Origin of the sequence: Paenibacillus sp. V4I9, assembly GCF_030817295.1 — a bacterium.
GTDB lineage: Bacteria > Bacillota > Bacilli > Paenibacillales > NBRC-103111 > Paenibacillus_E.
The window spans coordinates 2,188,465-2,210,207 of record NZ_JAUSZE010000001.1 but is presented as its reverse complement, the minus strand read 5'-3'; the positions used below and the strand labels follow the sequence as shown (position 1 = coordinate 2,210,207).

Annotated in this window: 12 protein-coding genes; 1 reads left to right on the top strand and 11 read right to left on the bottom strand. The window is 45.1% G+C overall.

Annotated features, from left to right (window positions below):
• Positions 1–101: 101 nt before the first annotated feature.
• The 7 genes from QFZ81_RS10060 to QFZ81_RS10030 all read right to left on the bottom strand — a co-directional run bounded on the left by QFZ81_RS10060 (position 102) and on the right by QFZ81_RS10030 (position 15,788).
• The gene (locus tag QFZ81_RS10060) at positions 102–4,556 is read right to left on the bottom strand and encodes a X2-like carbohydrate binding domain-containing protein (protein ID WP_307606864.1); all 4,455 of its coding nucleotides are present in this window, start codon (positions 4,554–4,556) and stop codon (positions 102–104) included.
• 96 nt (positions 4,557–4,652) lie between these two features.
• Positions 4,653–6,332: an extracellular solute-binding protein gene (locus tag QFZ81_RS10055; protein WP_307444874.1), complete on the bottom strand. Its 1,680-nt coding sequence runs from the start codon at positions 6,330–6,332 to the stop codon at positions 4,653–4,655.
• A 118-nt stretch (positions 6,333–6,450) separates the two neighbouring features.
• Positions 6,451–7,347 (bottom strand): carbohydrate ABC transporter permease, encoded by an 897-nt coding sequence (locus tag QFZ81_RS10050; RefSeq protein ID WP_307444876.1) that lies wholly within the window; start codon positions 7,345–7,347, stop codon positions 6,451–6,453.
• A gap of 19 nt (positions 7,348–7,366) precedes the next feature.
• A complete protein-coding gene (locus QFZ81_RS10045; protein WP_373462668.1) occupies positions 7,367–8,332 on the bottom strand; it encodes an ABC transporter permease in 966 nt (321 codons plus the stop codon).
• A gap of 214 nt (positions 8,333–8,546) precedes the next feature.
• A complete protein-coding gene (locus tag QFZ81_RS10040) occupies positions 8,547–10,853 on the bottom strand; it encodes a helix-turn-helix domain-containing protein (RefSeq protein ID WP_307444878.1) in 2,307 nt (768 codons plus the stop codon).
• Positions 10,854–10,967: 114 nt separating this feature from the next.
• Positions 10,968–13,346 carry a glycosyl hydrolase family 95 catalytic domain-containing protein gene (locus QFZ81_RS10035; protein ID WP_307444880.1) on the bottom strand — a complete coding sequence of 793 codons (2,379 nt, stop codon included), beginning with the start codon at positions 13,344–13,346 and terminating at the stop codon, positions 10,968–10,970.
• Between the two features lie 135 nt (positions 13,347–13,481).
• Positions 13,482–15,788, bottom strand: coding sequence for a glycoside hydrolase family 95 protein (locus QFZ81_RS10030; RefSeq protein ID WP_307602579.1), 2,307 nt, complete (start codon positions 15,786–15,788; stop codon positions 13,482–13,484).
• A gap of 244 nt (positions 15,789–16,032) precedes the next feature.
• Between QFZ81_RS10030 and QFZ81_RS10025 the strand changes: the two genes are divergently transcribed.
• Positions 16,033–16,248, top strand: a complete 216-nt coding sequence (locus tag QFZ81_RS10025; protein WP_307444884.1) for a hypothetical protein — start codon at positions 16,033–16,035, stop codon at positions 16,246–16,248.
• A gap of 84 nt (positions 16,249–16,332) precedes the next feature.
• On the opposite strand, the gene QFZ81_RS10020 is transcribed toward QFZ81_RS10025, so the two are convergent.
• The 4 genes from QFZ81_RS10020 to aceA all read right to left on the bottom strand — a co-directional run bounded on the left by QFZ81_RS10020 (position 16,333) and on the right by aceA (position 21,738).
• Complete coding sequence (locus tag QFZ81_RS10020; RefSeq protein ID WP_307444886.1) at positions 16,333–17,235, bottom strand: polysaccharide deacetylase family protein; 903 nt, start codon at positions 17,233–17,235, stop codon at positions 16,333–16,335.
• Between the two features lie 162 nt (positions 17,236–17,397).
• A complete protein-coding gene (locus QFZ81_RS10015; protein ID WP_307602577.1) occupies positions 17,398–18,726 on the bottom strand; it encodes a DRTGG domain-containing protein in 1,329 nt (442 codons plus the stop codon).
• A gap of 104 nt (positions 18,727–18,830) precedes the next feature.
• The gene (gene aceB / locus QFZ81_RS10010; protein ID WP_307606862.1) at positions 18,831–20,411 is read right to left on the bottom strand and encodes a malate synthase A; all 1,581 of its coding nucleotides are present in this window, start codon (positions 20,409–20,411) and stop codon (positions 18,831–18,833) included.
• Positions 20,412–20,460: 49 nt separating this feature from the next.
• Positions 20,461–21,738, bottom strand: a complete 1,278-nt coding sequence (gene aceA / locus QFZ81_RS10005; RefSeq protein ID WP_307444889.1) for an isocitrate lyase — start codon at positions 21,736–21,738, stop codon at positions 20,461–20,463.
• Between the last annotated feature and the right edge of the window lie 5 nt (positions 21,739–21,743).

The window sequence follows — 21,743 nt, the reverse complement described above, 5'->3', positions numbered from 1 at the left end:
AATGATAAATATCGAGCCCTCCCATGATAACAAGAAGGGCTCGATATCTCAGATATCTATGGCATAACTCTTAGAATCTGTTCACCACGAGGGGTGGATATTTACTTCTGCTCACCATCATCGTGATCATCCTGGTCATCATCTTCATGATCATTCTGATTCTCGGATTTCTTACTTGTAGTAAATGTAACTTCAGCCCCATAGCTCGTTCCCGCTGAGTTGGTCGCGTAAGCTCTGGCATAATACGTCGTATTTGATTTCAATTTCTTTATTTTCTCACTAAACTCGCCTAATCCTGAGCCAATGGTAACTTTGGTTGATCCGGAACCGGTAATTGTAGGCGTTGGTGCTGTTGAATATACAATTCCTCGCGATGTGACAGCAGTACCTCCATCAGCCGTTACATTCCCGGCAATTGTTGCACTTGTATTCTTGACTTTAGAGACCCCAGTCGTTGTTACAGCAGCAGTTGACGGAACCTGCGCAACCGTAAAGCTTAATTTATCCAGCAGCATGTAGCTGCCTGATTTTTTCACGACTTTGATCGTGTGCACGCTGTTTGAAAGACCGGAAATACTGTACACCGTTTGCTGGACTAACCGCGTCGCATTAAACGTGTTCACCGTTTGTTTGAAAACATCATCCACGTAAACGTCGATTTCCCCCTGTGAAGCATCTTTTTCCGTAATAACAGCAATTCCGGTTCCTTTAAATGTGTATTTGAAATAATCGTTGTTCGTTTCTGTAAAATGCACGTCATTCTGATAATCCCCACTGAAGACGAACGTCAGATTCGTAGTTCCCACCGGCTGCGCTGCAAGGTATGCCTTCTTGATCGTTAACGTATTGCCTACTAATGTGTAATCGGTGCCTGGCACTAGGGTAGTTCGGCCATTGTCGATTCGATCAAGTACATACTCGCCCAGTGACAACGTTGTACTCACATCCGCCTGTGCAGTTATCTTTTTGTCAAAACTGCCTGTATCAGGACTCATCAGATCGCCTACAAGTATCGTTAATTTATCCAGCAGCATATAGGATCCCGATTTCTTCACAACTTTAAGCGTATGAGAACCACTTGGCAATCCTGTAATGCTGTACACCGTTTGCTGTGCTAATCGACTGGCATGATAAGTACTCACGGTTTCCTTGAATACATCATCTACATAAATATCGATATCGCCCTGCGAAGTATCCTTCTCGGTGATCAACGCAATGCCCGTTCCCTTGAAGACATATTCAAAATAATCATTGTTCGTCTCGGTGTAATGAACGTCGTTCTGATAATCCCCGAATACTCGATTATTGCTATATCCCCATGATCCAGAATAATGAATCGCAGCATTGTCATCATTGATGCTAGCCGTGGCGCCATGGGATGTGGGAACCGTCTGTTCTGTCATTTCCGACGCTGCCGACGGAGTCAACTGGATGGTCGTTATAGATGGTACTACTTGAACCGATTGTGCTGACACCTGTCCATATACACTTCCCGTAACAGTGCTGCCCGCAGCTGATGGAGTCACGCTCAATTTATCCAACAGCATATAAGCACCTGATTTCTTCACTGCCTTGATGGTATGCGGACCGTCCGGCAGTCCCGCGATACTGTATATGCTTTGTTGAACTAACCGGCTATCATTAAATGTACCCGCCGTTTGTTGGAACACGTTATCTACATAAATATCGATATCGCCCTGCGAAACATCTTTCTCGGTAATCAATTCAATGCCCGTTCCCGTAAAGGCATATTCAAAGTAATCGTTGTTGGCCTCGGAGTAATGAACATCATCATGATAATCTCCAAGTCCCCGATTGTTGCTATACCCCCAAGAGCCTGTGTAAACAATTCCCGGATCGTTATCGTTAACAGAAACCGGCGTAATCGTCACCGAGCTGTCGCTTACTTTAATTGGAAGGTTCTGGGCAGCTCCCCCACTGAAGGAGAAAGTCAGATCCGTCCAACCAAGGGGTTGAGCCGCAAGGTATTCCTTCTTGATCGTTACGACGTTACCTGATAACGTGTAGTCGGTACCCGCAACCAATGTAGTTGCTCCGTTAGCCATGCCGCTGAAGGTATAACTGCCAGGAGTCAGTGTTATCGTTACATCTGCCTGTGCCGTTAACTTTTTGTCAAAGCTTCCCGTAACAGGATTAATCAGATCAGCGACTAGAACGCGCAATTTATCAAGGAGCATGTAAGAACCTGATTTTTTCACAACCTTGATCGTATGAGGACCGCTTGATAGTCCAGATATTCCATATACGGGTTGTTGGGCTAAACGACTCGAATGGTACGTGCTAATCGTTTGTTTAAATACTCCATCCACATAAACATCTACATCACCTTGTGATGAATCCATTTCTGTAATGAATTCAATGCCCGTTCCGGTAAAGGTATACTCGAAGTATTCGTTATTCCTTTCGGTGAATTGCACATCATTCAAATAATCACCAAGCCCTCGATTCGTACTTCGCTGCCATGCGGTCGAATACGTAATCCCCGAGTCGTCGTTATTGATGGCAATTGATCCGCCTTGAGAAGTGTTGCTTACAACAATGGCGAGCGTCTGCGGATTTCCGGCGCTGAAGGAAATAAGCAGGTTCGTTGTCCCGAGCGGTTGTGTGGCTAGGTATTCCTTCTTGATAGTTAACGTATTGCCAGATACCGTAAAGTCAGTGCCTAATACAAGCGATGTTCCATCACTCGTTATAGCGCTCAACTGATTACCATCCAGTGTCATCGTAGTCGTAACATCCGCCTGCAGCGTTACCTTCTTGTCAAAATTTCTAGTTGACGGAAGAATCGTGCTGTTCTTAGGCGAAGTATCACTCACTGCAATGGCCAGAATCGGTCTAGCTCCGGCGCTGAAAGTGAAAGTAAGCTGCGTAGTTCCGACTGGTTGAGCAGCAAGGTAACCTTTCTTGATCGTGACCGAGTTGCCTGAAACCGTATAGTCGGTGCCTAGCACCAAGTCTACACCGTCATTTGATATACCACTTAGTGTATTTCCATTCAATGTCATCGTTGTTGTAACATCGGTCTGAGCGGATAAATTCTTATCAAAGTTCCCGGTTGACGGGCTAATCGTACTGTTCTGTGCTAATGAGTCGATCACGGTGATGGCAAGATTCTGAGTAGCACCCAGTCCCCTGTTGCTGTTTCGCTGCCAATCGCCCGTGTAGGAAATTCCCGTATCATCATCATTGATGGAGGAAACGCCTCCTTGCGATGTAACCTTCAACAAACGAGAAGCATGTGGAGCTAGTTCCCCCGAACTGAAGCTGGAGTTAAACACGCCTAGTTCGCTATGACTCCATAAATCACGTACAGAGGCTGCACCGCTTAAACCGATATCGCTCCAATTGACGTTCACCGTCGCGTTCGAGCTTCCCAGGTTAAACAGTCCTACGGTATAGGTTCCATCACCGTTGTTCGCATACCAGACCTGCTGCTCGGTTGCGAGGGATACGGGATGTGCCGGCTTACCGGCCTGATTGACGGCGATTGCCTCATCGTTCGTCAACAGCTTAATACCGAACTCGTCCAGATTGGTTAAGTCATTGCCTGTATATAATTGGGCCGACGAGATAGCCCAGAACGTCATGGCTGTCTGCCGCTCATCCGGTGTAATGCCATCCATGGCGCCGTTACCGATATTCAAGGAATCGAAATTATTCCATCCGCCCGGACCTGCGTGGCGCCACCATTCTCCAGCTCGCGGAAATAGCCTCGCGATATTAGCCCAATTGGTTAATCCCGCTTTTCCACAATAACATTCAATATCCCAGTCGACACGCCATCCATTCGCGTACTTCTTCCAAGTGTCAACGTAGTTAATATCCAGCGCCCATGAAAGCTCGAACCAAATATGGTGCGGGGCGAGTGCCTGGGACCAGGCTTTGACATCACCGCGAGCATCAATAGACGTATCATTATGTCCGGAGCCCGGAGTCACGCTATCGAATTTCACGAAATCAACACCCCATGAGGCAATCTCATCGGCAATGGAGTTGATGTAGCTCTGCGCACATGGTTTAGAAAAGTCAATTTTATAGCCTATATTCCAATAATCCGACGTAGTTAATGGTAGTACCACGATGTCCTGTGCATGACAGGAGGTACCATAGATTGGCAAGTTGGCGTCATACGCTTGCGGTGACATCCCCGGTATAAAATAGAGACCAAACTTTTGCCCATTGTTATGTACATGATTGATGACCTCACTAAGACCATTCGGATACAAAGTAGTGCTTGGTTGTGGGCGTCCATATTCATCCATGCTCCCATTCCAGGCTGCATCTACGTTGATATAATTGTAGCCATGGGGCTGCAGAATCGCATGCATAGCGTCAGATTGCGCCATAATCTGTGCGGCTGTAATCCAATTTCCGTTGTTATACACTTGCATGCTGTAGCTGCTCCAGCCCATGTATGGCTTTTGCGCTAATCCATTATCGGCTGCTTGTACGAGTTGTCCCTTCGGAATAAAGACAGCAAACAAAGTGATAAAGAAAATAAAAACCAGAAGCCATAATCTAGTTTTCTTAATCATATATCCCACATCATACATCCCCTTTAGCTTTAATTCGTGAAAAAAGCCAGGTGCTTTATTTCTAGAACAAACACCTGGCCATTTCTTCATCAATCGTTATTTTTTGATTGCTGCAGTATCGTACGCTTTTTGGAGAATTTCAAGGTATCTACCAACTTTCAAGTTTTCGAGACCTTTCACATAAGCATCCCAATCTTTGGTTAAGTCCTTATTTCCTGTAATAAATTGAAGTGCACTTTGCTCAATATAGTTCTTAATGTTGGTTTGTAGAATGCTCGCTTCGTCTGTGAGTGCCGGATCAATCCAAATTGCCCACATCGGGAATAGTTCCTTCGGTTCATGACCTTGATACAAGAGCGTCGCATCGTACAGCCTGCGTTCGTAGTTGGCTGAGTCGTAAATATCCGTCCCTTGCACGAAGCTATCTCTGTACTCCTTCGGCTGGTAGAAGTGTCCCATACCGCTCCATCCGGCATTATGAGGAGGCTGCCCATCTACAGCTGGAATCGATGCAATTAGTGGTGTAACTCCCTTGCCTAGAGCCACTTCGCCATCTTTCGGTTTTCTCCAATCGATGCCTTCCATACCTGATGCTGCATTCGTTTGTCCTTCTGTCGTATACATATAATCAACCATTTTGATCAACGCGATTTGCGATTCTTTACTTGCCTTATTCGTAAGAACGAATTTCGCACCCGGAGTTAAACCGCCTCCATCATGCGTTGCGAATGAACCATGCGGTCCTGTAAGCGGAGGTACGGGATTATAATCAGCTGAATTTTTGTTTCCTTTATCAATGTTAACGAAGATGGCTGGATGCATGCCCGCGCCTGCACCTAGAATTTGTCCGCCAGCGTTCTCGCCAATTTTCTTAAAGGCTTCGGCATTTTGTGTAAAAGCACCTGGATCGATCAAGCCCTCGTCGTACAAGGATTTAATATAGGTAAGTCCTTCTTTCCATTCCGGCTTATTGGCCGCAGTATCCACTTTACCGTTAACTAAGTTCAGATAATTACGGTCGTCATTATAAATGAAGCCGTTCATCAGGAACGGAATGACATGTACGCCGAAATCCTCAATCGATCCGCTAAGCGGAACTTCGTCTGCTTTGCCGTTGCCATTTGGATCGTTCTTCTTGAAAGCTTGAAGCACTTTCTTGAAATCTTCAGTCGTTTTCGGCATTTCGAGGTTTAATTTCTTCAACCAGCTTGTATTGATCCACATTTTGTTCGGGTAGGAACAATGGAAACATTGCGTATAGGAGCCAAGTCCGTATATTTTTCCATCTGGCGCTGTGATGAAGCTTTTGAGCGTTGAATCCTTCTCCATCGCCTTTTTAATATTGGGCGCATACTGGTCGATTAAATCATTCAATGGAAGTAGAACACCCTGCTTACCGAACTTGAGAAGATCGGCTTGTGAGAATTGGTCGATCCACGTTGTTAACATATACGCCTCTGGATAATCGCCACTTGCTAATGATATTTGCCGCTTTTCCTTGGCTCCATCAAAAAGGATGATTTCAAACTTAAATTTTGCGTTGAACTTGCTTTCCAAATGTTTCGTGAAAAGATTGGTATTCAAATCAATGTTATTATCCTGTTGGGCAAATACGCTAATTTCGACGGGTTTTGCCTCTGCTTGTGTTGCACTTGGCGATTTAGCCCCCGCGGTGGGTTTCGCCGATGCCGAAGTCTCCTCTTTACTCGAACATGCGGCAAGAACCATACTGAACATCAAGATGAATACCAATGTACTGACCGATCTTCTTTTCAATTGTATCCGCTCCCTTTTTTTGAATGGACTAGCTTTCTTATCGTTTAATCCTTAGTGCTCTGTTTTTTGTCAATCACCCCTTTCAATTCTTCAATAGGACATGTTATCCCTCTTTCCACTACCCTTTTACAGAACCTACCAACATCCCCTGAACAAAGAAGCGCTGCACAAACGGGTAGATGATGAGTACTGGAAGCGTTGCCACGATAATCAGACAATATTTCAAAAGCTCGGCCAACTGCTGTCTTTCTACCAGCTTCAAGGCATCTGTGGCATTGGAGCTATTGTTAAGAATGATAATGCTGCGCAAGATGAGCTGAAGTGGGAACAGATTGGCGGTTTTGAGATAAATAAGGGCATCGAAGTAAGCGTTCCATTGACCCACAGCGTACATTAAGAACAGAACAGCTATAATCGGTTTCGATAACGGAACCACGACGCTCCACATGAACCTGAGATCGCTGCATCCATCTATTGCACTCGCATCAATTAATTCATCCGGAATCGAGGATTGAAAGAACGTTCTCGCAATGATCACTTGCCATACCCATATCGCGTTTGGAATCAATAAGGCCCATCTGGTATCGATTAGCCCCATCTGCTTCACAACCAAGTAAGTAGGAATCAATCCGCCGCTAAATAACAACGTGAATGTAATTAGCATCATCAGCATATTTCTTCCGAATAAAGTTTTACGTGATAATGGATAAGCAATCATGATCGTAAGCGCTACACTAATGATCGTTCCGGCAGCCGTATAAAATAAGGAATTAGCATAGCCTGTCACAACCTTCGGATTTTCAATGAGCGTTGCATATCCCTTCAGGGAAAATTCTACCGGCCAGAGCCACACACGGCCTGAAGTTACCGCCGATGGACTGCTGAACGAGCTGCTAAAAATATAAATAAGCGGATATAAGACGACAACTAAAAGGAGGCTCAGTATCACGTAGATGCTAATCAAAAATAGTTTATCGCCAACCGATTCTCTAATCGTTGTTTTCATCGTATTCATCGTTTGGTTCCTCCATTATTTACCAGATACTCGTGTTCGATAATCGTTTTGCTACCATGTTTACACTAACAAGCAGAATTAAATTGATAACGGAATTAAACAATCCAACCGCTGTAGCAAAACTATAGTTCGCGTTCAATAAACCTATTTGATATACATAAGTGGCAATCACTTCGGAATTTATCTTGTTCAGCGGATTTTGCAGCAGATAGATCTTTTCGAAGCCAAGCGACATGACACTCCCTACATTCAAAATGAAAACAATCGTGATGGTTGGCATGATGCCGGGCAAGTCGATATGGCGGATTTTCTGAAACCGTGAAGCGCCATCTACCTTGGCTGCCTCATAAAGCGAAGGATCCACTCCTGCTAACGCAGCCAAAAAGATAACTGCCGAATAGCCTGCCGTCTGCCAAATATCCGACCACACATAAATCGAGCGAAACATGCCGGGTTCCCCGAGAAAATTGATAGATCCCAGTCCGAAATGATTCATCGCCACATTAACGAAGCCTAGCCGTGGTGCTAGAAAAAGCATGATAATCGATACCATAACGACGGTGGATATAAAATAAGGAGCAAACGAAACCAATTGAACAAACCGCTTAAATTTGCCGTTGCGTATTTCATTAAGCGCCAAGGCCAACAAAATTGGAATAGGAAACCCGACGACTAACAAGTATCCGCTGATGAGGAGTGTATTTTTAATTAACGTCCAGAAAATCGGATTATCAAAAAACAACTTAAAATGTTTGAATCCCACCCATGGGCTTCCCCATATCCCTTTAGTGACGTTGTAATCCTTAAAAGCAAGGACGGCATTCAACATAGGATAGTATTTAAAAATAAGGAAAAACAAGGCTGGCGGAATGACGATAAGATACAGTTGCCAGTGTTTTTTAAAACTCTTTGCCGCTGCTGTAAGGAGGCCACCACGCTCTTTTGGTGCCACTCTGCTGCGTTCAATTACAATTCCTTTTTCCAAAATGCTCCCCCCTAAACTTCTCATGCAGTTATGATAGCGCTTTCTATATGGCTGATTATAGGGGGCTATTGCGGCCCTCGTATAGGTACAATTGCGTCGTTTTGCGAACAAATAACCCGAATTCAGCGGACATTTTTCCTATTCGAACGGCCATTTTTCCCGCTACAGTCATATAAGACAGAAAAAATCCTAACCGCCTCAGCGATTAGGATTTTTATTCTTCTGGAGACTGTCTGAACGAGCTTGGCGATACGCCCATCACTCGCTTGAACGCCCTTCGGAAGGAATGTGAACTGTTATAGCCAACATGAGAAGCGATTTCATCCACATTATATTGGTTTCTTTTTAAAAGAATCGCTGCGTGGTCCATTCTAATTTTTTCCAAATGATCGGATAAATTCGTCCCCGTTACCTCTTTAAATAATTGGGAGATGTATTTTTCTGGACGCTCAACAATCTCAGCTATCCGGTATAGGTTTAGATCGGGATCTGAATACTTTTCAGCGATATATTCATTAATTTGCTTCACTGTTTTAATATGTGCATCGTTCTTTTTACTCGTGATGAGGCCGCACATGGCTGAGATAATCTCATTGATTTCACGCGAAATCAGCTCGATGGCTTCCGTGGCCTGGATGCTAATAATCCGATTTTTAATTTTCTCGAACATAGGGGATTCCATGAGAGCCTTCTGGTCGAGTAATTTAAGCAGCGTTCCTTTCACTTCTCCAATGAACTGATGCTTCATCTCCACAGATAGCTCTCGATTTTCCGTATTTTGCTCGATCATCGACTTGACGATCCGCTCGGCTTCATCCACATCGCCTGCCCTAATCGTACTAATTAATCGCAGCTCCACATCGATTGGATAATAATACGTATTACTCTCAACTCGGGTATCACTGTACCAAACGATTCCTTTTCTATTCATATATACGGCGTATTCCAAGGCCTGCCTGGCTTGTTCATAGGAACGGCTGATCTCCATGACAGAGGAAAAGGGATCGCTTAGCGCTGCAGTAATGGTAATTCGATAATCGGTAAAAGCCAGATGGGCGAGATTAGCCACGAGTTGTTCGATATCTTCCTTACCAACCTCTTCACCTTCATCCTTTTCACCTGACGTAAATAGGGTTACGATGCGATCTGAACCCAAATCAGTCATATGAACATGCAGGTGGCTTCCTGAATCAATTAAAATCTGTTTTAGGATGAGTCTGGCCGCATTCAGTTCGTTGAGAATTTCTACGCTTTCCATGCCGGAGTAACCATTGATTTGCAGAATACCCGTATATCCGGCATTCATATTTAGCCCAGTGTCAGCCTGCGCGGCAGCAGATATCAATTCATCCCTCGATTGAAACTCTCCCGCAATTAACCTTTTATAAAAGGCATCGCGAATTAATGGCAGCTGCCGATTAAGCTCAGACTCAAGGCGCTTGTTGTTGGTAATGATATTGGATATATTACCCTGCAAGAAATCATATTCATTGCGCTCTGACGTTGCTTCCTTGCCAAACTGCTCTTTCATTACACTAAGCAGCCTATTGATCGGGGCTGTATTTCGATAAGACAGCATAAAACCAACAAAAAGCCCGATCAGTAGAGCAACACCAGTCACCGACCAAGTGATGTACTTAATTTTATTCGCATTCTCCATTAAAACGTGCTTTGGAATGCCCGTGCTGTATACCCACCCTGTTGATTTGGATTGAATCCTTATCACGAGATCATCTGCATAGAATTGACTGACTTTCCCTTTATCGAAGCGGCTATCCGCGGATAATTGATCCATTTCCTGTTGACTGATCCCCTGTAAGCTAATGGTATGTCCTTCTGCGTCGCTAATATGCATCCAACCGCCGTTCGGATCTCTTAAACCAGACAATACACTGTTGATGGTTTGTTCATCAATAATGGTGACAACCGTGGCCGGTGAAGAATCACTAAAGCTGTCTAATGGGAGCGATTGCATAAAGGTGATAACTGAGGTTTGCGTTCCGTTATTCACAAATGGGCTCAGCGGCATGATTTCGCTTCTATGCGTTTTTTCTAGTACCGTTTTTTTCCATTCGTCTAAGGAAAGATTGCTGTAATGCGAAGTCTGATAATAATGCTCAGGGCGAAAAAAAGCATTGCCTGGTGTCACAACGACGTTAAAATTAGTCAAATAAATATAAAAATGCTTCAAAAAGTCATTCGTTTGGCTGTAGGCCTTAATATCTCTCGTTATTTTCCAGATCCCATACACATTTGCTTTATCATCTACCAATTTTTCGTTCAAAAGGACACTCAAGTCTTGGTTTAAAGCCAGTTGTCTCGTAAAACTTTCAACTTCGGCCATTCTGCGTTCCAGAATCTCTTGACTCTTTTGAAGCTGCGTCACATTATTCTCAATGGAAATCGATTGTGTGACCGTGATCGAAGTACGGTATGACATATAGCCCGCTATACTGGGGATGATCAAAATAACGATATAAGAGATCAGAAACCTTCGAAATAATCTGGAATACTTGGGCACTGGCAATTCTCCCTTCCATTTTGGAGGTTTCGGAATACGTTCTTTTACAAGTTAGCATGATTCTTCAACAAAAAAAACCCCTAGTCGGGTCTTTTCTGATATTTCGTAAAAGGTTTATAACTTAGCTCTGATTAAACGAATATGCTCACCCTTGACGGTATTCACCGTGATGATGTTCCCTGTCAGCAGTTCTTCCCCTCTACTGTGTATGCATCTAACACCCTTTTCCCAAGGGCTATAGATCTGAAGCCGGGAGCCAGCCTCACTATATATATCTATCCATAGGACATCCTCCCGATTAGCTGCAGCGCTTACAAGAAAGCCTCCAACCGCACGCAGCGTGGAAAACTCCGTATATTGCTCTATGTCCCAGTTAGGGAAAAAGCGAAGGATGCCGTTATAGCTTTGCATCAAGCACTCATTGATAACAGCGGGCAATGCAAAATTTTCAAACCATATGCCCATCGATCCCATATAATCAAAAGCCGTTGTATCCGAATACCGTCCACCGGATTGCAGTAGTTTATCTGTGCATGTTCCGTTTGGAAGCAGGCAGTATTTGATTTGACGTTTAAAACGCTCCAGATCAAGCTGACCTAATCGGGCTCCGGCAAGATGATAGAAAACAAGATCGTTTCCTCCTTCATTTCGGTGATTCTTATAGGAATTAACGGCGATCTCGTATTGATCAGGCGAAGTATGCAAGCCGTGGTCTTCTCCTGGGAAAATCGTTGAAACCCCGTTAGGGACATTATACACGACTTCGGGATCTTCACCCGGAACGGAAACGAATACTTTACCCCTCTGTGACTCCGCCGTCGGATAGTCAGGGAAATTGTGCAAAACCTCGTGGACCTCAGCGAGTAGCTCAGCTTCTTCCTCGTTTCGCTCAAGCACGTCGCACGCCTTGGTGAAAGCGTTGAACAGAAACTTCGTTAATGTCAAATCGACGATACAATCGCTGTTTTTCTTGAAGCCGGGCGTTAACTCATACAATTCTGGCACGACGGTTGGGAAAATATGATACCGGTCATCGCCCCATTCCTCTCCGTGTGCTTCTGGACGTTTCATATAATCGACCATAAACAATACGGCTTCTTTCATAGGTGTGAAGGCACGCTCAGCTAGAAACGATTTGTCCATCGTATACAAATAATGCCACCAAAGGCTCTGCACAGTCCATGGTGTTTCACATATTTCCCAGCCCCAGTGCGGCACTGGGTATGGCATGATATTCATGTCCACTGGGTAAGCGGAATGCGGGTAATAAGCACCGCGAAGGCCGTAATATTCTTTCGCCCACTTTCGGCTGATAGGGAGAATATGATCAACCATGTTCACATAGGCCAAATGTTTATCTACATGGTTACTAGAAAACGCTACCCAAAATGGCTGCTGTGTATTGTAATTCATATGATAATCGCCATGCCAATCAGCACCAATCAAGCCATAGCTCCAATTAGCAAACAATCCTGGGCAAGTGGCTTCTGGTTTCACAGCGCAATGGAAAAAGTATAAATTCCGATACCAGACTTGCTCTAGAAATTCATCCTGCAATGTTACGCCCGAACGTAACCAATAGTCGTTCCAACTATCCAACGAACCAGACAACGCATGGTCAAAAGACTCATTTGTCGGTAGATCAATCGGCTTTATCTCATGACTAATGACAGAGTCAAGTCCTTCTTCTAACTGGATGCAAACTAGGAAACCTGATTCTTTACCCAGCAATACTTCCAGATCATGACCACACTCTTGTACCGTAATCGATGGTGAGATCCTCGCTGATAAGCGGAACGCACGGTCGCGAGGATGCCCATCTCGCATCTCTTCTTCTAGGCAGGAGAAGGGAAGCGTTTGGTGGAACGCTAACTGCATGTTGGAAGCATCGGTTGTAGCTCGGAATGCAGGAATCTCTTTGGGTGTGGAAGGATCTGGAATTAACTTCAATCGATTGAAGAAAGTAGCAGCCTTCCCAGCTTGATCAGAATCCTTCATCGCCACCCATAGACGATCAGCTTGCTGGTCGACAAAAACCTGCAGCGTGGTCGAAGCCCCTTCATTCAGGAAATGGATTTCGCATATCCCACAATCAATATGCAGCGAATGTCCTAGTACTTCTGTAGTCCGTGGGTCGAAGCCTAGCAGTAGAGAGCCGCACGGCATCGGCCTAGGATATGGGAAGCTGTAGTTCTCGCTTGTCATCGTGACATAATCGCGGTACCATTCTTCATCGCTTAATGAAGCATACGTGTCTGGGATGTCCTTCAGTTTGGCGAACAAGCTTTCAAAGGTTCCTATTTGTTCTTGATTATTTTCGGCGATCCGAATATCCCATACGTTGTTATGTCCAAAATGGATAAGTACCGAATCGGGTCGAGTCGTTACGACTGCCCCCAACCCCCCGTTTCCCAGTAATGCCCCTTCAAAAAAGGTTGCTGCCGGACGATCGTAAATAATGGCGTGTTTGCGTGCTTGTTCTTGTGAATTCAATACTTCAACCTCCCGAATTGCAGCCCATGCAAAACTGTACCTTATCTATTTGATAGCGCTTACCACACGACTGATTATATAGATTCAGGGCATTATCGCATAGGTACAATTGGGTCGTTGACCATACAGATTTCCTTATTCCTTCTGAGTCACGTTCAACTGCTTGTCGATGCTATAGACGTTATCTGGCGTTAGAACGAGCGGAACGCTTTGTTCACGGTAACGCAGAAATGTTTGACACGCTGAGAACGCTTGAATAGTGGCCTCCATCAACTCACCGTTCTCCCAGACGATATCAACTTCTATATTTCCTTTGGCCCGCAGTCCTGAAACTTTACCTGTATGCCATTTCTTAGGCAGGGCGGGAAGTAAATTAATTTCTCCAGCATGACTTTGCAGCAGCATTTCGGCTATCGCCGCTGTCCCTCCAAAATTTCCGTCAACAACAAATATGTGTTTCTCCGCTCCGGCAATCCCCGGTTTGGAAAAAGTTAATAAGTTATCGAAGCTCAATTGACCGATTAAATGGGTTAAATGCTTATAGGCATGTTCGCCGTCCTCTAGTCTAGCGAAGCTCGCTGCAAAAGAGGCGACCGTGAACTCAACATCTTCCAACGCCTCGCGAGACATACGATTTTCTAAGGTGGTTCTTGCAGCGGCACTCAGTTCCGGAGTGCCTCTTAGGGTGATTTGGTTACCCGGATGTAAACTGATTAGATGAGATAGGTGACGATGATCCGGCTGTGCTTCTTTATAATCTTCCAGCCATTCCTGCAATTGTCCCCGGTTGCCAATACGAAGGGGTGGCAGCTTAGCGATGGCTTGCTTCAGCTTGGTTTGCACATCGAAATCCAATTGCAGCGTATCGGCAGCCTCCAAGCAAAAGACGAATAAATCACGAACCAACACTTGATCGAGTGTTGATCCCATCGACAATTGATAAACGTTGTCTTCGATATAGAAGCTATTTTCCGGTGAGTTAGAAGGGCCAGTTACAAGCCACCCATATTGTGGATGCAGCGTCATGTAATCGAGGAAAAAGGCGGCGGCTTCTTTCATCACAGGATATGCTTGCTGCGCTAAGAACTTACGATCTAAGCTAAATTCATAGTGCTCTCGCAGTTGGCTTGCAATCCATAAGCCGCCTGTAACGTTCAGTCCCCATGAAGTTTCCCAGCCTGGAGCCGTAAACCCCCATGCATTTGAGAATACGTGAGCCACCCAACCTTCGCATCCATAAAAGTCATGCGCTGTCGTTCGGCCAGCTTGCGATAACATCTCCAAATAATTCATTAAAGGGATATGACATTCTGCCAGATTGCTGACTTCCGTTGGAAAATAATTCATTTGTGTGTTGATGTCCAGGTGGTAGTCGCAGCTCCATTGCATACGATTGGCTTCGCCATCATTCCAAATGCCCTGTAAATTTAGAGGCAAAGGAGAATCGGCACGTGAACCGGAAATCATCAAATAGCGGCCATATTGATAAAATAAGGCAAATAATTGCGGATCATCATCTTGTCCGTTCTGGAAAAGACGAATTCTTTCATCCGTTGGTAGGTGGGACACGTCTGAATGACCTAAGTCCATGCTCACTCGTTTATATAAGTCGCGATAATCGGATATGTGGTCTTCTTTAACTCGTGCGTAGCCCTTGGCTATGGCATGTTCCAATTGCCGGCCCGATTCCTGCAGCCAGCCACCATCGCTTTTTCCATAATCGGTATTAGAGGCAAAGTAGATGCATGCTTCATCTGCGTTTCTTACGACGATTTGATCTCCCTCTACAACAATGGTTCCGCCCTGTGCCACCACTTTGACCATGCCTTGACAGAAAACTCCGCACTTACCGTCACTATGCATCGTTTCCGTCGCTTGCCCTTCAAAAGTAATTGTAGCGTCCTCAGCTAACCATTTCGTAAAATTTTCAGTCTGACCTTCCATTCCTAACGTGAATGAAATGCCCCCTTTGTGTTCACTCCAAAAACGCGAAGCCACAATATCGTCCGCGTGCGAAGCAAATATTTCCCGGGTAAAGTTATTCCCATTTACGCTGTAAGAAATATGAAAGATAGCGTTTTCAAGGTTTAGTACACGCTGAAGATCTTTACCTTGATGCTCCACATTCAGGATTAGATGACACATCTGCAAATTCGTACCGAAATTTTGCTTCTTAGGCTGCAGTGCCAGCTGAGCTAGCTCTTCCCCGCGCTTGTAATCCCCTGCGAAGAAATGCTGCCGCATCTGATCAAGATCAGCTTTGCCCCTTGAATGGCTTTCGATCCTCTCCGTTTTTCCAGACCAATAAGTGACTTCCGTCATACTCCAGGTTTCCTTCTCGATTCCACCATAGATGACGGAACCTAGTCTCCCGTTGCCTATTGGCAGCCCTTGCGACCAGTCCAGCGCAGCGGTGGTATACCATAGCTTCAATTCATTCATGCAGGATTAGCCCCCTCAATTTCATTACACATTATATATCGTGTATGATTTGAATCTTATCATTTGCGATTAATCGTGTAAAGACATGTTAGCTCCTCGTGAAAAAGCAGCCAAGTTTTGAAAAAAAGTGGACTGCTCTACCACCTTTCATTATTTTTTTATTCGATACGGATAACGCATGATTTAGTCAAATTGTGGCAATATTAACTTTGCCTAATAAAACAATAGATCGGAGATGTATGCCATGTCTAACCAACAATCCGAACAACAAAGTGCAGAAATTGAAGCCCATAATGCGGTAGCTGATGCACTAAGCGAACTGAATCAAGCACAATCGATTAGTAATCATCGCAGAAGAGCTGTTCAGCAAGCACACGAACAACTTGACCAAGCACATGCACAATTAGCAGAAGCACGGACAGAACAATCTGGTAGCGCTGATGAAGATAGCCTCACGTAAATAAGGAATATCCTCATCTACATTTTATATGAAAAAAAGGGGCTGTCCCTCAAGGTCAATAGACCTTGAGGGACAGCCCCCCTATCACTTTTTACGATCATAGTTCTGCAGCTTTTTGAGAAAGTTATCCGCGGAAACATAGGGCATGCCGACATTCAACCGATTTATTTCTCTGCTATCCCCCGAATTGATCCCTTCTTTTGTCGTGATAAAATAACGGAAACCCATCTCTTTCGCGTCATCCATAACGGTCTGATTATACTCCCCATAAGGGAAACATAGCATGGATAGCTTATTGTCTAGCTGCGTTTTTAACATGGCTTCGGCCATCCAAAGATCCTCACAAACTCTTTTTCTCCATTCCTCTTCCGTCTCCAACCGTTTTTCCTGTTCCAGAAAAAGGCGATTCGTTAGAGCAGGTACGGCATTCACACCGTCACCCCTCTTTTTCTGGTGAAGGTTAAACGTATGAGAATAGAAACTGAACCCATCGTGTTTCATCTCCTGAATTTGCTTCCAAGTCAGAAAGGGTAAAGACGGATAATCAGAATCCAGATAACTTACAACAACAAAGTTAGTTGCCGGGAACCCTTGTTTTTTCAGTAAAGGATATGCTTTCTCATAAAAGGATCGATAGCCATCATCGAATGTAATCACGACAGCATTCGGGGGAATTGACTTTCGATGCTCTAGAAAACAGCTATAATCTTCGATCGGGATCACATTATAATGATTTTCTTTTAATACCTGGAGGTGCTGATTAAATTTTGTCGGGGTAATCGTCACAAATGACTCGTTGTCATCCAGATGGTGGTAAGTAAGAAAAATAGCTTGATTGGTATAATGAATAACCTTCGTATCCACTTCCGATCTTATGATTGCGCTTTCATTTATGCTGGAGCAAACCTCATTGAGGTGATCATCCTGATTCCCCACATTCCCCCAAGGCGCTAAAGCTAGCATTAAGTAGAATATCCATGCATTCATTGACTGCGACTCCTCCCCCAGATTAATTAGAAAATCAAAGATAACCAGCACGCACTTCGTCATTTAGTTAAATAATACATATCATTTTCAGAGCAAACTTATGCTTGCACAAAACAAAAATAACCACCTCCACAGGTGGCCATTCTTCCTTTAAGATTATTATTATAAAATACGTGCCGTAAACATGGATCTAGCTACTCTAGTGCCGTTCGTCCTGATTTCCATATCAATTTTGCAAAATCTGCGGCTCATCTCCACGATCGAGGGTACGATTTCGATGACGTCATCGATTTGCAGCGGGATCAGAAAATAGCTGGAAGAACTATCCAGAATAAGATCACCTTTCTTGTGCTCCTGAACCGTGCGATAAGCCGCACGAATCATAATCGTTGTCAGTATACCCTCGGAGACTAATCCTTCAAAATTCGTCATTTGCGGGGTAACCGTTCCTTGAAAATACAGCTTACCTTCCTCATCTCGTAGCTCGTCGATCCCCGAATAGATCTGCACTTCGAACGTTTCTGCGTTCTGAGGCTGCCTTTGCATATGCTGCATTGCTTTCATAACATCCTTACGGCTAATGACACCGATCATCTTGCGATCGGTATCGATGACGGGCAGCAGCTCAATACCTTCCCACACCATCGTATGTCCAGCTGATGCTACTGACGTTTTCAAGTTAATCATTAACGGATTAGGAGTCATCAAGGTGCCAATGAGCTGATTCGGCTTCGCGCCCATGATGTCCTTGGTCGTGATCATGCCAATCGGCACCTGATTGTCATCGATGACAGGATACCGTGTATGCGTTGTTTCCTCAACCAGCTTTTGCATGTCTTTGACCGTACTAACAGCGAGCAGCGAATAAATAGGACTGTCTTTGCGCACGATGTCATCAACAATCATAATCTTTTTCTTAATGAGGCGATCTTCCATGGCACGGTTAATCATCGTAGCAACCGTGAATGTATCGAATGAACTGCCGATAATAGGAAGCTGTAGTTCATCAGCAAGCTCCTTTACTTCAGGCGTGGTATCAAATCCACCGGTAATCAACACGCCAGCTCCCTGACTTAGTGCACACATGTGTGCTTGTACACGATTGCCGACAATGAGCAAATTGCCTGCCTCAATATACTTCAGCATGGCCTCCAGCTGCATCGCGCCAATCACGAATTTGTTCAGGGACTTATGTATACCCGAAGAACCACCCAGCACAACGCCTTCCACCACATTCACGATTTCCGCGAACGTTAATTTATCAATGACGGGTTCTTCTTTCTTCTCCATGCGAATCGTGCCGATCCGCCGTTTGGTGCTGACTAGACCGATATTTTCCGCTTCCTTGATGGCACGATAAGCCGTTCCCTCACTCACATCCAGATCTTGAGCGATTTGCCGAACGGACAGCTTGGTGCCTACAGCCAAAGATTCAATATATTTCGTAATTTGTTCATGCTTCGTATGAAGCTCCGAATGGCCCGTGCTCATGGTTCACACCTCGCTGAACTGTTCTATAACATTGAAATAATTATAGTATATCCAAATAAAAAAAGACAGAAGCCTCATAAAGGCCCTGTCTCAAATTACTTCAATTACAAATGTCGATACCCTTCTTCGGTTAAAAAAGCTTCAAACTCAGGTGAAACCGTCATTTGGGTAAAAAGAACATTTGCTTGGTCAAACTTCATTTGCTGAAAAGCATCTTCCCCAAGCTTTTCTTTGATCTTTGCCATCTCTTCAACTTGAATCTGTTGAAATAGCTCTGCCGTTACTTTACGCCCGTCATCCAAAATTCCTAGTGGATGGTGGATCCACTGCCAAAGCTGCGCACGTGATATTTCCGCAGTGGCCACGTCTTCCATCAAGTTGTTGATCGGTACAGCACCGAAACCACGCAGCCAAGCTTCCAAATACTGAATGCCGACACTGACGTTCGTCCGTATCCCATTCTCTGTTATCGGCCCCAGCGGCACCTCTAGCAATTGTTCAGCGGTAATTTGGGTACCAGAAAGCTGCTTGTCAATTTGATTGGCCGCCGGCATATACTCATCGAATATCGCTTTTGCCACAGGAACTAATCCGGGATGAGCCACCCATGTGCCATCGTGACCATTTCTCACCTCGCGCAGCTTATCTGCTCTTACTTTCGCCATCGCTTCTTCGTTCGCCTCCGGATCATTCCTCACCGGAATTTGTGCGGCCATGCCTCCGATGCAAGGCGCATTCCGCTTATGACAAGTCTGGATGGCGAGCAGCGAATATGCTTTCATAAACGGCGATTCCATCGTTACGAGAGCACGGTCGGGAACGATAACGTGAGGCTGCTTCTGCAGCTTTTTAATATAGCTGAAGATATAATCCCACCGCCCGCAGTTCAGGCCTGCGCTGTGCTCGCGAAGTTCATACAAAATTTCGTCCATTTCAAAGGCAGCGACGATCGTCTCGATAAGCACCGTAGCTTTAATCGTACCTTGCGGAATACCTAGCTCCTGCTGAGCAAATAGGAACACGTCATTCCAAAGACGTGCCTCGATATGGCTTTCAAGCTTAGGCAAGTAAAAATAAGGTCCGCTTCCTTGCTGAATCTGTGTCTTTGCATTATGGAAAAAGAAAAGGCCAAAATCAAATAACGAACCTGATACAGGACGCCCATCAACCAGCATATGTTTCTCTTCCAAATGCCAACCGCGAGGACGAACTTTGAGCACTGCCGTCTGAGCCTGAAGATTATAGCTTTTCCCTTCCGGACTAGTGAAAGCGATCGTTCGACGAACAGCATCGTATAAATTCACTTGACCGCCGATCGTATTGTTCCAAGTTGGCGAGTTGGCGTCCTCGAAGTCTGCCATGTAGACGTAAGCACCAGAATTGAACGCATTAATGACCATCTTACGGTCGCCAGCTGGACCTGTTATCTCAACGCGTCTGTCTTGCAAATCCGCAGGGACCGGCGCTATGCTCCAATCGCTGCTGTGTATCCTTGCAGTTACTGGTAAAAAGCCCGGCAGCTCACCTGCATCAATACGACTTTGCCTCAAGTTGCGCTCCTGCAACAGCTCTAGCCGTTTAGCTCCAAATGTACGCTCAAGATGTGCTACGAATGCTAATGCTTCCGGCGTGAGAATCTTCTGCCCCTCCGTAGAAGTCGGTTCGATTTCAATTCCCCTTAGCATGGTTTGATCGATCAATATCCTCATCTCCTTAAACCTTCTGGCATGGCTATTAATGAGCAAATTGTTCCTCTTCCGTTGAACCGGAAAGCGCAGTTGTGGAAGAAGTACCGCTCGTAATGACTTGGGAAACTTCATCGAAATAACCCGTTCCTACTTCACGCTGATGGCGTGTCGCTTCATAACCGCGAGATTCACTAGCGAATTCCGTTTGTTGGAACTGAGAGTAAGCAGCCATACCACGATCTCTATAATCGTGAGCGAGTTCAAACATGCTGTGATTCAAAGCATGGAAGCCTGCCAATGTCACGAACTGGAACTTATAGCCAAGTTTACCTAGCTCTTGTTGAAATTTTGCAATCGTAGGTTCATCTAATTTCTTCTTCCAGTTAAATGAGGGAGAACAGTTATATGCAAGCAGTTTGCCAGGAAATTTCTCATGAATCGCTTCTGCAAAGCGCCTAGCTTCCTCTAAGTTTGGCTCCGAGGTTTCACACCAAACCATATCCGCATAAGGGGCATAAGCTAGACCGCGTGAGATCGCTTGATTCAAACCTGCATGGACATAAAAGAATCCCTCGGGTGATCGTTCGCCAGTTAGAAACGGTCGATCAATCTCGTCAATGTCGCTCGTCAGGAGACTTGCTGCATTCGCATCTGTACGAGCGATTAGCACCGTCTCCACGCCCATCACATCGGCTGCAAGCCTTGCTGCGATAAGATTTTTTACGGCTTGCTGCGTTGGCAACAGCACTTTACCGCCCAAATGGCCGCATTTCTTTTCGGAGGAGAGCTGATCCTCGAAATGGACAGCAGCGGCTCCTGCCTCAATCATGCCCTTCATCAGCTCGAACACGTTAAGTGGTCCTCCGAAGCCAGCTTCCGCGTCTGCCACAATAGGGAGATAGAAGTCTATGCTTCCCTTGCCTTCCGCATGCTGGATCTGATCAGCGCGCTGCAGTGCCTGGTTAATTCTTTTCACAACGCTAGGAACGCTGTTAGCTGGGTAAAGACTTTGATCGGGATACATATGACCGGATAAGTTCGCATCGGCGGCAACTTGCCAACCGCTCAAATAAATCGCTTTAAGTCCTGCTTTTGCTTGCTGCACAGCTTGATTTCCCGTTAGAGCGCCAAGTGCAGGTACAAAGTCTTCTTCGTTAACCCGCTCCCAGAATTTGCTGGCTCCCTGCTCAGCCAGTGTCTGTTCAATGATTACGGAGCCACGAAGGCGAAGCACATCCTCAACCGAATAAGGTCGAGACACCCCTTCGAATCGCTTGGAATTCAAGCTTGCTTGCAGTTGTTCACGTTGACTTTGTTTGCTCATGATCC